This window comes from Tardiphaga sp. vice154 (assembly GCF_007018645.1).
Taxonomy (GTDB): Bacteria; Pseudomonadota; Alphaproteobacteria; order Rhizobiales; family Xanthobacteraceae; genus Tardiphaga.
Window position 1 is genome coordinate 1,026,825 of record NZ_CP041399.1, and the last position, 15,505, is coordinate 1,042,329.

Annotated in this window: 9 protein-coding genes and 5 pseudogenes; 8 read left to right on the forward strand and 6 right to left on the reverse strand. The window is 57.8% G+C overall.

The features are described from left to right. Positions 1-828: 828 nt before the first annotated feature. The 3 genes and pseudogenes from FIU28_RS27295 to FIU28_RS04800 all read left to right on the forward strand — a co-directional run. Positions 829-972 (forward strand): annotated as a pseudogene (locus tag FIU28_RS27295) (hypothetical protein); the annotation flags it as partial. Between the two features lie 208 nt (positions 973-1,180). Then, positions 1,181-3,469, forward strand: coding sequence for a PAS domain S-box protein (locus FIU28_RS04795; protein WP_246660969.1), 2,289 nt, complete (start codon positions 1,181-1,183; stop codon positions 3,467-3,469). A 919-nt stretch (positions 3,470-4,388) separates the two neighbouring features. Continuing rightward, on the forward strand, positions 4,389-5,426 hold the full coding sequence (locus tag FIU28_RS04800; protein ID WP_143576034.1) for a zinc-dependent alcohol dehydrogenase family protein: 1,038 nt from the start codon (positions 4,389-4,391) through the stop codon (positions 5,424-5,426). 382 nt (positions 5,427-5,808) lie between these two features. Here the strand turns inward: FIU28_RS04800 and FIU28_RS04810 are convergent. Next, positions 5,809-6,677: pseudogene (locus FIU28_RS04810) on the reverse strand (IS256 family transposase); the annotation flags it as partial. Positions 6,678-6,924: 247 nt separating this feature from the next. Here FIU28_RS04810 and FIU28_RS04815 point away from each other — a divergent pair. The 3 genes from FIU28_RS04815 (at position 6,925) to FIU28_RS04825 (ending at position 9,366) form a co-directional block, all read left to right on the forward strand. Further along, positions 6,925-7,455, forward strand: a complete 531-nt coding sequence (locus tag FIU28_RS04815) for a PRC-barrel domain-containing protein (RefSeq protein WP_143571909.1) — start codon at positions 6,925-6,927, stop codon at positions 7,453-7,455. Between the two features lie 88 nt (positions 7,456-7,543). Continuing rightward, on the forward strand, positions 7,544-7,744 hold the full coding sequence (locus FIU28_RS04820; protein ID WP_143576035.1) for a CsbD family protein: 201 nt from the start codon (positions 7,544-7,546) through the stop codon (positions 7,742-7,744). Positions 7,745-8,148: 404 nt separating this feature from the next. Further along, positions 8,149-9,366: an MFS transporter gene (locus tag FIU28_RS04825; RefSeq protein WP_143571910.1), complete on the forward strand. Its 1,218-nt coding sequence runs from the start codon at positions 8,149-8,151 to the stop codon at positions 9,364-9,366. 216 nt (positions 9,367-9,582) lie between these two features. Here FIU28_RS04825 and FIU28_RS04835 read toward each other — a convergent pair whose 3' ends face one another. From FIU28_RS04835 to FIU28_RS26785, 4 genes and pseudogenes are all read right to left on the reverse strand, one after another. Then, the gene (locus FIU28_RS04835) at positions 9,583-10,014 is read right to left on the reverse strand and encodes an NAD(P)H-binding protein (RefSeq protein WP_143571911.1); all 432 of its coding nucleotides are present in this window, start codon (positions 10,012-10,014) and stop codon (positions 9,583-9,585) included. Between the two features lie 137 nt (positions 10,015-10,151). Continuing rightward, positions 10,152-10,445, reverse strand: coding sequence for an antibiotic biosynthesis monooxygenase family protein (locus tag FIU28_RS27300; protein WP_368039349.1), 294 nt, complete (start codon positions 10,443-10,445; stop codon positions 10,152-10,154). A 210-nt stretch (positions 10,446-10,655) separates the two neighbouring features. Next, a pseudogene (locus FIU28_RS27425) lies at positions 10,656-10,830 on the reverse strand (IS1380-like element ISCARN79 family transposase); the annotation flags it as partial. Positions 10,831-10,912: 82 nt separating this feature from the next. Next, positions 10,913-11,189 (reverse strand): annotated as a pseudogene (locus FIU28_RS26785) (IS6 family transposase); the annotation flags it as partial. A gap of 209 nt (positions 11,190-11,398) precedes the next feature. Between FIU28_RS26785 and FIU28_RS26790 the strand changes: the two are divergent. Together FIU28_RS26790 and FIU28_RS04860 are read left to right on the forward strand one after the other, a co-directional pair. Next, positions 11,399-11,503, forward strand: a pseudogene (locus FIU28_RS26790) (protease); the annotation flags it as partial. Positions 11,504-11,581: 78 nt separating this feature from the next. Then, positions 11,582-13,114 (forward strand): CYTH and CHAD domain-containing protein, encoded by a 1,533-nt coding sequence (locus FIU28_RS04860; RefSeq protein WP_143571914.1) that lies wholly within the window; start codon positions 11,582-11,584, stop codon positions 13,112-13,114. Between the two features lie 508 nt (positions 13,115-13,622). Here the strand turns inward: FIU28_RS04860 and FIU28_RS04865 are convergent. Then, positions 13,623-14,705 carry an IS5 family transposase gene (locus FIU28_RS04865; protein WP_143571915.1) on the reverse strand — a complete coding sequence of 361 codons (1,083 nt, stop codon included), beginning with the start codon at positions 14,703-14,705 and terminating at the stop codon, positions 13,623-13,625. Between the last annotated feature and the right edge of the window lie 800 nt (positions 14,706-15,505).

Below are 15,505 nucleotides of genomic sequence, written 5' to 3' on the forward strand. Positions count from 1 at the left end.
TGCGCTGACGATAAACACTGGCGCGCGACACGTTCAGCGCAGCGCACGCACTGGCGGTGAGACCAGGTGTTGGCGCCAGCGCGATGACGGCATCAATCGTGATGCGTCGTCGTCGGCTGTCGCCAGCGGGAGGCCCAACAAGGCTGCCACTATTTTTTTGGATCGAGATGATCGTCTCGGCGTGCTCCAGCCTGCGCAAGAGCCGCGCATTCTCCCGTTTGGCCTGCGCTAGTTCCGCTGCCATCGGATTGCGCAGCGCGGGTTTGGGTCCTCGTTTGATCGACGTCTTTGCACCGAGCGCGCCAGCGTCGCGCAGCCGGCGCCATTCGCTCAAAGTTGACGAGTACAGACCTTCCCGGCGCAGGATTGTGCCGGTGCCGCCAGCGGGAGCGCGATCGATCTCCGCCAGAACCTGCAGCTTGTACTGCCCGGTGAACGTTCGACGGCGCGCCCGATCCAACAGTTCAGGAGTTGCCGCCGCAGGGTTTGGCACGGCGGTCGGCCTCCGGCCTTCCGCCGCGCCAAACCCTGCTGCACCACCCAACTTCGTGTCTTTGCTTGGCATAACCATGTGATCTCTGTCCTACGCCCCGAGGCTAAACTCTTCGGACTCAGATGTCTCATGATCATTGGCACGGAGGGTCAAGCGTTTCCGAAAAAAAACTTTTCTTAAAAGATTACAGAACCGACGGAACTTTTCGCCCTGGCGCGAATATGCATTGGCTCGGATAGCGCTCGGAGCGGCGTGATCCCCGGGAAGAAGAGCTTCGATATCCGCGGCTCTCGCGCAATCGATCAGCTAAGTGCGGGAGTCGCTGGGGGGATACCGTGTTCAATAGAAAAGACGAGACGGCGCGGATTGGCGCGCTGCAGAGCGCGATCTTCAACAGTGCGAACTTCTCCAGCATCGCCACCGACGCCAAGGGCGTCATCCAGATCTTCAACGTCGGCGCCGAGCGGATGCTCGGCTATGCCGCCGCCGACGTGATGAACAAGATTACGCCGGCCGACATTTCTGATCCGCAGGAACTGATCGCCCGCGCCAAGGCGCTCAGCGTCGAGCTCGCAACCCCGATCACGCCGGGCTTCGAGGCCCCTGGTGTTCAAGGCCTCGCGCGGGATCGAGGACATCTACGAATTGACCTATATCCGCAAGGATGGAAGCCGATTCCCGGCCGTGGTGTCGGTCACGGCGCTGCGCGACGCGCAGGACGTTATCATCGGCTATCTGCTCATTGGCACCGACAACATCGCGCGCAAACTTGCGGAAGAAGCGCTGCTCCAGGCGGGAACCCTGCAGAGCGCAATCTTCAATAGCGCCAACTTCTCCAGCATCGCCACCGACGCCAAGGGCGTCATTCAGATATTCAACGTCGGCGCCGAGCGGATGCTCGGCTATGCCGCCGCCGAGGTCATGAACAAGATCACGCCGGCCGACATTTCCGATCCGCAGGAACTGATCGCCCGCGCCAAGGCGCTGAGCGTCGAACTCGGAACCCCGATCATGCCGGGCTTCGAGGCCCTGGTGTTCAAGGTCTCGCGCGGGATCGATGATATCTACGAGCTGACCTACATCCGCAAGGATGGCAGCCGATTCCCGGCGGTGGTTTCCATTACAGCACTGCGCGACGCGCAGGACGTCATCATTGGTTACCTCTTGATCGGCACCGAACTCAAGGCGGGAGCCCTGCAGAGCGCTATTTTCAACAGCGCCAACTTCTCCAGCATCGCCACCGACGCCAAGGGCGTCATTCAGATCTTCAATGTCGGCGCCGAGCGGATGCTCGGTTATGCGGCAGCCGACGTGATGAACAAGATTACGCCGGCTGACATTTCCGATCCGCAGGAACTGATCGCGCGCGCCAAGGCGCTGAGCGTCGAGCTCGCAACCCCGATCACGCCGGGCTTCGAGGCCCTGGTGTTCAAGGCCTCGCGCGGGATCGAGGACATCTACGAATTGACCTATATCCGCAAGGATGGAAGCCGATTCCCGGCCGTGGTGTCGGTCACCGCACTTCGCGACGCGCAAGCGACCATCATTGGGTATCTGCTAATCGGCACCGACAACACCGCGCGCAAACTGGTCGAGGAAGAGCAAAAGAAGTCCGATCAACGCCTGCGCGACCAGCAATTCTACACACGCTCGCTGATCGAATCCAATATCGACGCACTGATGACCACCGATCCGTCCGGCATCATCACCGACGTCAACAAGCAGATGGAGGCGCTTACCGGCTGCACGCGCGACGAGCTGATCGGCGCGCCGTTCAAGGGGTATTTCACCGATCCGGAGCGCGCCGAGGCGGCGATCAATCGGGTGCTGAGCGAAAAGTCGGTCACCGAATACGAGCTGACGGCGCGCGCCCGTGACGGCAAGCAGACGGTGGTGTCCTACAATGCAACCACGTTTTACGATCGGAACCGCACCCTGCAGGGCGTCTTCGCCGCGGCGCGCGACGTCACCGAACGCAAGCGGGTGGAGGCGGAATTGCAGCAGGCCAAGGCCGCCGCCGAGAGCGCGAGCCGGACCAAATCGGATTTTCTGGCGAGCATGAGCCATGAGATCCGAACGCCGATGAATGCGATCATGGGAATCTCGGACCTGCTGGCGAAGACCGCTCTCTCGCCGGAGCAGGACATCTGGGTCGAAAGCGAAGTCGGGAAAGGCAGCGTGTTTGCTTTCGCGGTACCCTTCGAGATCTCCGCTACGGTCAATCGACCGGCGGCCGTTCCGGTTGGAGCGGATCCCGAACAGCCGCTGCCGGCGCTGCGAATTCTCCTGGCGGAGGACTCTCCCGACAACTGCATAATCACGTTGGCCTATCTGGAGGACACGCCGTACCATGTCGAGATCGCCGAGACCGGTGCCATCGCCTGCAAAATGTTTGAACTCGGACGCTACGATCTAATCCTGATGGACCGGCAAATGCCGGTGATGGATGGCTTGACCGCGACGCGGACGATTCAGGCGTGGGAGCAGGCGAACCATCGGCCGCCCACGCCGATCGTTGCACTGACGGCCTCTGCCCTGAAGGGCGATCGGGAAATGTGTTTGGCGGCGGGATGCACGGCTTTTTTGACGAAGCCCATCAAACAAGAAGTGCTGCTGCAGGCGATCAGGGAGCACTCCCTGGTCGCACCTTCGTCGTCGAAAGACGAAAGCAACTGGATGGACCTGATCCGTTTGAGTGCTAAATCTAAATCCGCAATCCGGATCCCTGCGTATCTGCGGAACTGCAAGCAGCATGTCATCGTGATGCTGGACGCCCTGGATCGCGTTGACTTCGAGACCGTGACGATTCTGGGACACCAGATGATGGGCTCCGGGGGCATGTTTGGATTCCAGACCATTACCGACATCGGCAGATCAATTGAACAGGCAGCCGAGAGCGCCGATTCCGATGCGTCGCGCAAGTGGGTGGGTGCATTGTCCATCTATCTGGATGGTGTCGAGACCATTTCCAAGTAAGTATCCCCGGCAAAGCCGGGGGCTTTAGGAATTGGGCCGCCGAAGCGGCCACGCTGGATCCGAAGCTCTATCTATTTGGTCGGCGCACGAAATACTCCCGCCCGCGCCACCCGACCTTACTTACAATTTTTTCCGCGCCACTTCGGAGGACAGATGCCTCTTGATAATCGCATCGCCATTTGATGGGGTTAAGGTCTCGCGATTGCCAATCGTCAAACTTCCTTTCGTGTGCATGGTGGCTCACGATCAGAGGTTCGGTGATGGGCGACCGCCGCAAATGTCAAACTTATACTGCCTCTCCGGCAGAGCCGGGAGGGCTCCCGGTTATGCTAGTCTAGCCTGCACTCAATCCCAAAACCAAATCTGGCCTATACAAACAATTGAGAAATAAATACCGATATTGGATCAAAAGCAGTATTTCGACTTACACGATTCCGCTCGTGCCGCTTCGTCTTATGTCGGCCTCTCATGTTGTCCAGAGTGTGCGACCGGCCCGAGATTTGGTTACTTCCGTTGTTGGCACTAAACGGACCAACCGGGCCGGTCTGACGATGTCCGTTTCGGGAGGAAAACCAGAAGTCATCGGGCAACGTTCAAAACGACGCGAATGACCCTTCTCGGACATCGGCGGTCGTTAGACTTGGTCGAGCCGGCAATGGAACTATTAAAACGCTAAAGCATTGGAAAACAATGGCGGCGTCCAAACGCTGTCTGCAAAGCTGAAGGATGCCATGCACAAGCTGCAATGGGTCTCGGATTCCCTAGCAGTAGTTTCTGAAATTTTCCGCCGAGGGCGGCCGGGGGTTGCTGCGCCAGATCGGCCAGTAGCTATGGTCGAGTCCGTCAATCTGAAAGGTCCCCGGCCATGAATATCATTACGCCGCCAAAACTAGCTACGCGCACTCCAACAACAGGGACGATGAAAGCGTTCGTTTATCTGGGGCCGGGAAAAAAGGCTCTCGAAGAACGGCCCAAACCGGAAATCACCGCGTCCACCGACGCAATCGTCAGGGTTACCAAAACGACGATTTGCGGCACTGACCTGCATATTCTCAAGGGCGACGTCCCGACTTGCCAGCCTGGCCGCATTCTCGGCCATGAGGGAGTTGGCATCGTTGAGCAGGTGGGGGCGGCGGTGGCAGCATTCAAAGTGGGCGATCGCGTTCTGATCTCCTGCGTCAGTGCCTGTGGTAAGTGCGAATATTGCCGCAGGCAGATGTACTCCCACTGCACGACCGGCGGCTGGATCCTCGGCAACACCATCGACGGCACGCAAGCCGAGTTCGTCCGCATTCCCTACGCCGATACAAGCCTCTATCCGATTCCCGCCAGCGCGGATGAAGAGGCACTGGTGATGCTGAGCGACATCCTGCCCACTGGCTTTGAGTGCGGCGTGCTCAACGGCAAGGTTGCGCCGGGAAATACCGTGGCGATCGTCGGTGCGGGCCCGATTGGGCTCGCAGCACTCCTCACCGCCCAATTCTATTCGCCGGCCGAGATCATTATGATTGATCTTGACGACAACCGCCTTGAAGTAGCCAGGCGCTTCGGCGCTACGGCAACCATCAACAGCACCGATGGGAAGGCATTGGAGGCGGTCATGACGATGACCGGCAAGCGCGGCGTCGATACCGCCATAGAGGCGGTCGGCATTCCGGTCACCTTCGAACTTTGCCAAAAACTGGTCGCGCCAGGAGGCACTGTCGCCAATATCGGGGTGCATGGAAAGAAGGTCGATCTCCATCTCGAGGATTTGTGGGACCGCAATATCTCGATCACGACACGGCTGGTCGACACAGTCACTATACCGATGCTATTCAAAACTGTTGGCGCTCACAAGATTGATCCCAAGCGTCTCATCACGCATCGTTTCAAGCTCGATAATATTCTCGACGCATACGAGACTTTCGGCAACGCTGCCAAGACCAAAGCCCTAAAGGTTATCATCGAGACTTAGGCCTGATCGCGACGCCATCGTCCAAAAGAAACGACCTCAGCGAGGGATATACGCTGAGGCCGTTATTCCATCGGATGCCTTGGGCGATGGGCATCCGGCAGTGCAGCTACAAGTTAAGCAGGCGGCAATGGATCCAGGCGACGGGGCCAAGCCGCCAATGCTTTAAGCACCGTCAAGAACAGCTCGCGCCTTGGAGGCGATCTGCTCGATGGTGAAAGGCTTGGATATGAAACTCACGTCCTGATCCAGCACGCCGTTGTGAATGACCGCGTTGCGACTGAACCCGGTCGTGAACAGGACCTTCAGCTTCGGCAGTGATCGTGTCCCAACGCGTGGTGTAGCTTCTTAATGGCCATCACGACTGCCGGCTTGGCCGGGCCGGTCAGGTTGCCACTGCGGGCAGCCCAACGATTGGGTTATCGCTGATGGGCGCGATAGTTTCCAGCGTCATGTAGCGGCACGCTGGACGGCCCATTCGTCGTTTTGTTCGAGCAGGATGGCGCCGACGAGACGTCGGATGGCGGCCTCATTGGGGAAGATGCCGACGACCTCGGTGCGGCGCTTGATCTCGCCATTAAGACGCTCGATCGGATTGGTCGAGTGCAGCTTGGCGCGATGCGTCGCCGGAAAGCTCATGAAGGCCAGCACGTCGGGCTCGGCCTCGTGCATCAGCCTGACCAGCTTCGGGATTGTCGGCTGCAATTGATCGGCGACCTTGCGCCATTGCACTCGGGCGGCTTCGGCGTCGTCCTGGGCAAAGGCGGTGGCGATGAAGGCGGATACCACGCGCCGCCCGCTCTTGCCGGCATGGGCCAGCGCATTGCGCATGAAGTGGACGCGACAACGCTGCCAACTGGCGGTCAGCACCTTCGAGACCGTGGCCTTGATGCCCTCATGGGCGTCGGAGATCACCAGCTTTACGCCGCGCAATCCGCGGCGGGCGAGCTTGCGCACGAACGCGGTCCAGAACGTCTCGGCCTCGGAGGGCCCGATGTCCATGCCGAGAATCTCGCGCCGCCCGTCATTGTTGACGCCGACTGCAATGATTGCCGCCACCGGGACGATGCGGCCGTTCTGGCGAACCTTCACATACTTGGCGTCGATCCACAGATACGGCCAGTCGCCTTCGATCGGCCGCTCCAGGAAGGCGTTGACGCGCTCATCGATTTCTTCGCACAGACGCGACACTTGACTTTTGGAGACGCCGCTCATTCCCATCGCCTTGACCAGATCATCGACAGAGCGCCAGCTTGAAACAGGTCAAATTCCGGTTACGTCGCCTCGCGTTGGGATTGATACACGGGCGACGACGCATCGATGGCGATCTTGAGAATATTTATGTCTTTCGTCTAGGAACCATTTCAGCTGGGGCGAGTAGGGAGGTGAGCAGCTTACAGTTTATCCCGATCCTACCGTCTCGATTGAGGGAATGTACCCTTGCGAGCCTGAAGCTGGCCCTTTTCAGAATTCTGATTAGGCAACTAAATGGAGCGATCTCATGATTAAGGAATATTTTGTCGTTGGAGTTATCGCGACCGCTATGATGGCTGGAACGGCTTTGGCGCAGACCCCGGTGCCGGCTGTTAGGGCAGACAATAACGCGATCGCCTTGGATCAGGCTTACAAAGGTCAGTGGCGGGTTTATAAGATGATTGGCCTTGACGTCTATAATCAAAATAATGAGAAGCTGGGTGATATCGAGGAATTGTTGACCGATCAGAACGGAAAGATTCAGGCTGCAATTCTTGGAGTTGGTGGTTTTCTTGGAATGGGAGAACGTAAGGTTGCAGTAAACTTTGACAAGCTCAAATTCGTCAATGAAGCCGTTCCATCAACAACGGCGGCGAACGCTCCCACAACCACTGCACCAGCAACAAATGTTGATAACAACGCGAGGACAACGACCGGCGCTGCCACAACAAACGTGCGCCCCGTCCGCACCGCGACTGAGCAGTGGTACCCGGATCACGCAGTTATCGACGCCACCAAGGATCAGCTAAAGGCAATGACTGAGTTTAAATACAACTAATCGAAAAAAACATATGTGGTCTCCGCGATAATAACCGGCAGACCTTTCGTAAGTGGCATAATTTCATCTCAAATCTGGGAGATCCATGATGGACTGGAATCGAGTGGAAGGAAATTGGAAAGAGTTCCAAGGCAAGGTGAAGGAAAAGTGGGGCAAGCTCACTGACGATGATCTCACCGCAATCAACGGGAAGCGCGACCAGCTAGAAGGTCGGCTGCAACAGAGATATGGTTTTGCGAAGGATCAAGCACGCAAAGACATAGACACTTGGTTTTCCGCCCTCAAGTAATATGAGGATAGTGGCCGGGGGATTTGAACCCCGGCCATCATCAACACCGCACTTCCTGAGCAAAATTCTTAAGGCTGGCTTTCTCCTAATTGGTGGGTGACCAGTTTTGCGGGGTTGGGATTTAGACCGCTCACGATAACTTCCCCTTGCTCGCCGCACTCGCGCTTACGCTTGCCACCGAGCCATAGCGCGCCGCCGCCGCGATCGGAATCGCCTTACAATTCTCCTCGCGGCCACTCCGTCACACCAAACAATAGACAATCAATTCGAAATAAGTCTACAATCGGCCTTTGTTGGGCAAGACCTCTGAACCCTATCGGGCGGTAATCCGCAGGAAGATTGGACATTCAGCCGATGCTTGATTTGGCGCAAGTTTGCTATCCGGAAGCCTGCTAGTTTTCCTCATGAATTTCGAAATCCGCCGGGTTCTGGCTGTAACGTGGCGCGACGTGCCGACGAGCGTTTGGGCGCTCGGCTTCGTCTCCTTGTTAATGGACGTCTCCTCCGAGCTCATTCATAGCTTGCTGCCGGTTTTCCTCGTGACGGTGATGGGTGCCAGCGCGGTGACCGTCGGGTTGATCGAGGGTGCTGCCGAGGCGACGGCAGCCGTTGCCAAGGTTTTTTCCGGTGTCCTTTCCGACCGAATTGGCAAACGCAAGCTCCTGGTCGGCATCGGCTACGGACTGGCTGCCGTCACCAAGCCGGTGTTCCCGCTCGCGGGAACGGCATGGGAAGTTCTGGCTGCGCGCTTCGTCGATCGTATCGGCAAGGGCATCCGGGACGCTCCCCGCGATGCGCTCGTGGCCGACATTACGCCGATCGAGATCCGTGGCGCCGCCTACGGCATCCGTCAGGCGTTGGATACTGTCGGAGGTCTTGTGGGTCCGTTGCTGGCGATGGCCCTGATGGCGCTCTATGCCAACGACTTCCGCGCCGTGTTCTGGTGGGCGGTGGTGCCGGCGGCTCTTGCTGTGCTTCTGGTCGTGGTGGGAGTGCAAGAGCCTGATGGTGTCAAGCGAACTGCAACCCGCGGCTGGCCGATCCGCCGGGACGAACTCAAGCGCCTTTCCCCGGCCTTTTGGATGGTCGTTGCAATTGGTTTGGCGTTCACTTTGGCGCGCTTCAGCCAAGCCTTTCTCGTGCTGAAGGCGCAGGCCGAAGGACTTGGGTTAGCGCTGATCCCGCTGGTGTTCGTATGGATGAACCTGATCTACGCTTTGATGGCGACGCCGGCCGGAATTCTCTCGGACAAGATGGGACGGATGAAGCTGCTTCTTTGCGGGCTGGTGGCGCTGGTCGTCGCCGATCTAACGCTGGCCTTTATTCCCGGGCTCGGGGGCGTGTTCGCAGGCGTTGGCCTCTGGGGTCTTTATTTGGGATTGTCGCAGGGGCTGTTGTCGGCACTCGTGGCTGATACCGCTCCTGAAGACTTGCGAGGCACGGCCTTCGGCCTGTTTAATCTGGTAACCGCCGGCGGGCTGCTGATCGCGAGCGTCCTTGCTGGCTGGCTGTGGCAAACCTTCGGCCCGACGGCAACGTTTCTCGCCGGCGTGGCCTTTTCAGCCTTCGCGATCCTCATCATGATCGTTGCCATGAAGGCAGGACCAAAACCAGCGAGCTAAGACGCGCCGTTTTTTGAATGCCGCGCTGGGCCAGAAAGCGATTGTCGAAGACGGGCAGATTTCGAAGGAAGTTGCTGAATGCATGAGGACATACTAGCGAAGCTGGAGCAACGTCTCGGACGCGTGCATGCGAAGCAGCGATTAGGAATCGAGACTGCCCACGAAGCGCAAGTGTTCGGCCAAGGCATCAATTTCTTTCACATCGAGAATTGGTATTCAGTCCATTCGGTGATTCGAAACACGCTTAAGCTGGCTGGTCTCTTCGAGCGAGGCAAAAGGAATGCGGAACGCATTGTCGTTTCCTGAAACGTGGGCGAGCCGCTCGACTCCGGCTCGGTGTGCTTGAGCTGCTACCCGTTCGGCAGATTCGACATGCACGGAATGAAACGTCTCATGTCCGTGCTCGACGTAAACACTGACTGCATTTACCACACCGAAAGCGCCCGCAAGTGCATCAGCGACTGACCGCTCGTCATGAATGTTGGCCTCGACCGATTGAATTTGCGGATCAAGACCGAACAGCCTGTGCCCTCGATCCGGATGCCTTGATGCAATCTGAGCGGAAAACCCGTGCTTACGGAGATGCCGAACGACGCGGCGGCCGAGAAACCCGGTTCCGCCGAAAACGGTAACGGTGCGATCGTTCATGGCCGTCGAACCTCAAATTAGTCAAACCACGCCGGGGCTGTCTCGACCGTACGGTTTCAGGTCACGTAAACGGCATGTCTAATCGCCGCTATCCATGACGTGGGCAACCTCGAACAGATGGGGATCGATCCCTTCCGCTACCTGATCGAACTGACGCACTCCTTGCGAAATTCCGGCGATTTGTGAGCCGACTGCAAGAGATCGCGACTCTGCCATTGGAGGTAGTTGACGATGCGGCGCCCGTCGAGGCTGCGATGTAGGCTGATAGAGAAAAACCCCGGCTGGCGCGCCATGAAGCGAGCTCGCTCAGTCATCAATGACAGCGCCTCGCCTGCTTCCCCGGCTCGGACTCGATGACCGTGATCTGAGTTACGGGCTGATTGCCGGTTCGGATGTGTGGCATAGACGGCCTCACTTGATTGGCAAAGGATTTACCGTATCACTGCTAGGTAACCCCCACCCGATGCTGACGAACGCTAGTCTAGCATTCTGCTGGGGTACACAGAAGCCATAAGGCGGCGTCCGCACGGCTTCGGGCGTGGCCGCGGCCCGGACCATTCCCGAGAAGCCGATTTGGTTCTTTTCCTCGTCATTAAGACACACTCCTCCCGTCGTGATGACGCATCCGACGCCTTCAGTCCCTACGCTGGAGCCGGTCTTGGTCGCAGTCCCGCGATCAGCCGCAAGATTTCCTGGAAATTCCTCCGACACCGCCACCTCGGCCATCTGAGAGATGACGTAGCGGCCATGGCGCACCACTTTGGCGCCGATCTTCACGAGTTTTCCCCAGCTCGTTAGCGACCACTGTTTGACCGCCGCGGCGGCAACAGGACCGCAGGCCTACGCCGCCGTGCAGGGCGCCATCGCATCCTGGATCGGGCGGGTCGTGCTGTTCGGGTCGCCAAAGGTAGACCATGCGGCCATCGATTTTCAGATAGACTTTCGTCCAGATGCCAGGTTGTGTGAGGCTTGGCCCGGCGTTTGCGCAACCGCTGCGATCATCGCTCCGAAATGGTTCACCCAGCACTGAATCGTCTCGTAGGATACCGTGATGCCGCGCTCCGCCAACAAATCTTCGACGTCGCGAAAACTCAGGGTGAATCGGAGATAGAGCCAGATCGAGTGCTGAACGATCTCAGGGGGAACCGATGCTCGCTGTAACTGATTGTCTGCAGCATCAAGGCTTTACTCAACATCCTTTGACGATTCATGCTGCCGCTCACATGGTTGATCTCGTAGAGGGATGCGAGAAAGTCCAACCTCGCTAGAAGGCGAAGCTACGATCGACGTTGGCGCACGCTCTGCTCATTAGCTTGACGGCCTAGGAACATCCGCGCGCCGCGCCCGTTAGCAAGAGAGGGTGTTTCAGAACACGAAGCAAGCTATGCAGCTCTCTGGCAAAAAAATCGCGATACTCGCCTCTAACGGTTTTGAGCAATCGGAACTCGAAGGGCCGCGCGATCGGTTGAAGGCAGCCGGCGCCACCGTTCGTTTTCAGTTTTGATCGAAAAATGCTTTCTTCCACGCAATTTCGTTGCCGGCAAAAACGGATGGTTCAGATAGCGCGATGGGAACCGAAACTGAATTGAAGTTTGAGGTTTCTCCAAGCGATTTGAGGAAGCTTAAAACCGCGCGCACTCTGCGTCGACGCGATGGCATGCCGGCAAAGGAAGAATATCTCGTGTCGATCTACTTCGACACCGACAAGCACGAGCTCAGAACAAAGGGCGTCTCGCTGCGCGTGAGGCAAAGCGGAGACAAACGTGTTCAGACGATTAAGACCGCGGCGACCGATGTCCCGTTCAGCCGTAGCGAGTGGAACCACAAGATTGACAGCGACGAGCTTGATTTTCGCGCTGCGCGTGGAACCGCGCTGGCGCCTATGCTAACAAAGAGACTTAAACGACAGCTCATGCCAATTTTCGAAACGCGCATACTTCGCAGGACTGTGCCTTTCCGCAAAGGCGGGAGCCGCATCGAAATGGCACTCGACGAGGGTCAAGTGCGCGCGGGGCAGAAGTGGGCGCCCATCACCGAAGTCGAGCTTGAGCTCAAGGGCGGCAATCCTGCCGACTTGTTCAAGCTGGCCCGAGTAATCGGGGGACTTGTGCCTGCCAAATTGGCGCTTAAAAGCAAATCCGAGCGAGGCTACGATCTCACTGCGGCCAAAACCGAACTGGCTGTCCAAGGCCAAAATATTATACTCCAGCGCGGCATAAGCACGGTCGATGCATTTCGCATCATCGGGCGGTCTATCTTGCGGCAACTGGCCGCAAACGAGCCAGCAGTAAGGGAGTCGGATCCCAAAGGCTTGCATCAGATGCGCGTCGGCTTACGCCGGCTTCGTGCTGCCATCTCGGTGTTCTCAGAATTTCTCGGCGACAAGCAGACAGAACGGATTAAAGGCGAGCTCAAATGGCTGACCGGCAAGCTCGGTCCGGCGCGCGACCTTGATGTAATGGGAACCAAGATCAAACAGTTGCGCAAGGCGGCGCCAGCGAAGCGTGCTCTGAAAGAGTTCTCAGCCGAACTCGCGGTCCAGCGTACCAACGCCTTTGCAAAGGCTAAGGATGCCGTCAATTCCACCCGTTACCGTTGTCTCCTGCTCGATGCATTGCAATGGATTGAGGCTGGTGATTGGGCTAAACAGCCTTCGATCGCGTCGGGCCATCCGCGCATTGAGCAGTTTGCCAAGGATGTCCTCACACGACGTAGCAAGAAGGCGATGAAAAAGGCGAATGAGTTTGAACAACTTGACCCGCACCAGCGCCACAAGCTGCGAATCGCGATCAAGAAGCTGCGCTATTCCACTGACTTTTTCTACAGCCTGTTTTCTGGGCGCAAGATGAACGCGCATCTGTCCGGCTTCAAAGATCGCCTTAAAGACTTGCAGGATTGCCTCGGAGTTCTCAACGACATCGTCGTACGTCAGAAATTGGCTCCTAAAATCGCCGTCGGTAGCGAGCGCACGAAACGGCGCGCGCGCACGCTTTCAGCCGGTGCAGCCTTCGGTCGCGAACAAACTGAAATCGAACCTCTCCTGAAGGCGGCAGCCAAAGCCGCGCGCAAATTCGCGCATGCAAAGCGCTTCTGGACATGAGGTGTTACAAATGGTAAGCAATTGTGACCAGCGGAACGAAGTCGCTACCGTTAATGCCGCAGTGCTCGTTGCGTCATGTTTCGCAGCCCGGCCAATCGAAGTCCGTTCTGATCTGCGTTGTTTGGCTCGCAAGCCTGTCACGAGGCTTGAAATCGCTGAACATATTCGCAAATAGGCCGTAGCGGGCAAGCGCGATCTAACTGCGTTATGAGTTTTGCTTTTAAGAAGCTTGTTGCCGCAGTCTATAGAACTGCTTGCGCGCATGCGCGGTCGAGATGAACTCCGATAGAGACTTCATCCCGATCGGCCCATTAGCGTTCTCAAAGGTGGTATTAGCGTTGGTAGGGCCAAGAACGTCGCCCGAGCCAGCGCAAGCATATCGCTTTGTCGTGTCTAGCAGTCCGCTGAAAAACCCAAAATCCGACTATTTTCTTGCCAGCGGACAGGCGCGATGCTGGTGTAGTTAGCTGATCGGGCGTCGCGCGTCGTCGCCTGGACGGCGTGGAGGCTATGCGGCGAGCAGTTTTGGAATGGGGATCAGGTTGTAGGCGATTAGGTTGAGCATGAAGTCGGCGGCGACAGCGCCGATGCCGCGATGTTTGGTCTTGCGCATCGTGCCGTGTTGCTTGCCCCATCCGAAGATGCATTCGATCATCGGGCGCCGTGTCTGCGACATACCATAGCCCTCGTGGCGGGTGGTTCGCTCGTCGATCGCGCTGCGACGGCTGCGGCCGGTCTTGCCGATTGTATTGTTCTGCGTCACATGCGGCGTCACCTCGATGGCGCGCAGATTGGCGACATGATCGGCGGTGTCATAGGCCTTGTCCGCGCCGGCGGTGATGCGCCGGCCGGCCTGTTTGGCCTTGGCCTTGAGCATCTTCTCCGCGGCGCGACGCTCGGCGGTGCCGCTGGCATGCGTCACCATCCCGGCGACCGCCAGACCATTGCGGTTCTCCATGGTGGCATGGCCCATGTAGCAGAGCCTGGCCTCGCGGCCGGTGGCCTTGCGGTAGAGCCGGCTGTCGGGATCGCTGGTGGAGGCATGGGTGTCGTTCTTGCGGGTCTGGCCATGGAAGTTGGTGCCGTCGTCGCCGTCACTGCCGTCCTTGGGGCGGAAGCTCTTGTGGGAAGCCCAGGCTTCGATCAGCGTGCCGTCCACCGAGAAATGCTCGTCCGACAACAGCGCCTTGACCTCGGCGAGGTTCAGAAGCCTGGTCATGAACTTCGTGAACACGTCGCCGTTCTGCAGTCGCTCGCGGTTCTTCGTGAAGGTGGTCGGGTTCCAGACCCGGTCGTCCGGCGACAGCCCCACGAACCAGCGATACAATAGATTGTAGTCCAGTTGCTCCATCAGTTGGCGTTCCGAGCGGATGCCATAGAACACCTGCAGCAGCAGCGCGCTGAGCAATTGCTCAGGCGGGATCGACGGACGACCTTCTTTCGCATAGAGGCTGGAAAAGCTGCGGCTCATCTCGCCCAGCACATCACGGACTAGCGCCCGGACTTTCCTCAGCGGATGGTTCTGGGGCACCCGCGCATCCGGCGAGATATATGAAAACAGCCCGCCTTGATCCTCGAATGTCCCGCGCATGCCGACCTCCACCGATTCTCGACCAAATTGAATCAGGAAATGAACGCCGCCGCGACGGATTTTTCAGCAAACTGCTAGTGCCGATCAGCGAGTGCGAGTCAGCATTAGGTAAGCTATCCAAGCCCTCAATCAGAGCCCGTAATCTTGTAAATGCCCGGTGACGTGCCCAGTCGCATGGTGCGGCTCGCATCGCAGGGAGATCGAAATGAGAAGAGTCATTACATTTGAAATCAGGACCTGGGCGAAAAATGGGGTGGAAGAAACCCATTTGGTGGATGTTAGCGAAAGTATCAGTAAGAAAGTTCTCAATCGAGATCGACATGCCGACCCGGTGTTATGTGACTTCATGCGCCTCATTGAGAAACTCGAGATGGCAAAGAGCATACCTACTGACAGTGATACACGTCGCCCCCTGGAGGCGTGTATCGACAAAACGAGCGTAAAAGAAAGCCCTTGGCAGAGATCATATCGTTTGAGGCGGAGCGCCAGCGTCGAATGCTTTGAACCCCGGACGCCTTGGAATGGAGCGGCCGCGACCATTCGGCCAAACTCTCCTCTTATCGTCTCAAGGGACGCCGACACGCCCAATGAGTTAGGCGAAAATCGAAAAAATCGATATTCGCTTCAGGCGACAAACTCGCGCTGTTGCATGGAAATATCGCGATCTAGATCAAGCTCTGGTTCGCGTTGCGTAGTCTGCCCGCCAAAAGACAAGACCGGCGATCGCGATGACAACAAGCAAGATCGGCGCGATGGACACCCAATCTCGTACCCTTCGGAACTAATGTGGCCCTCGCCCG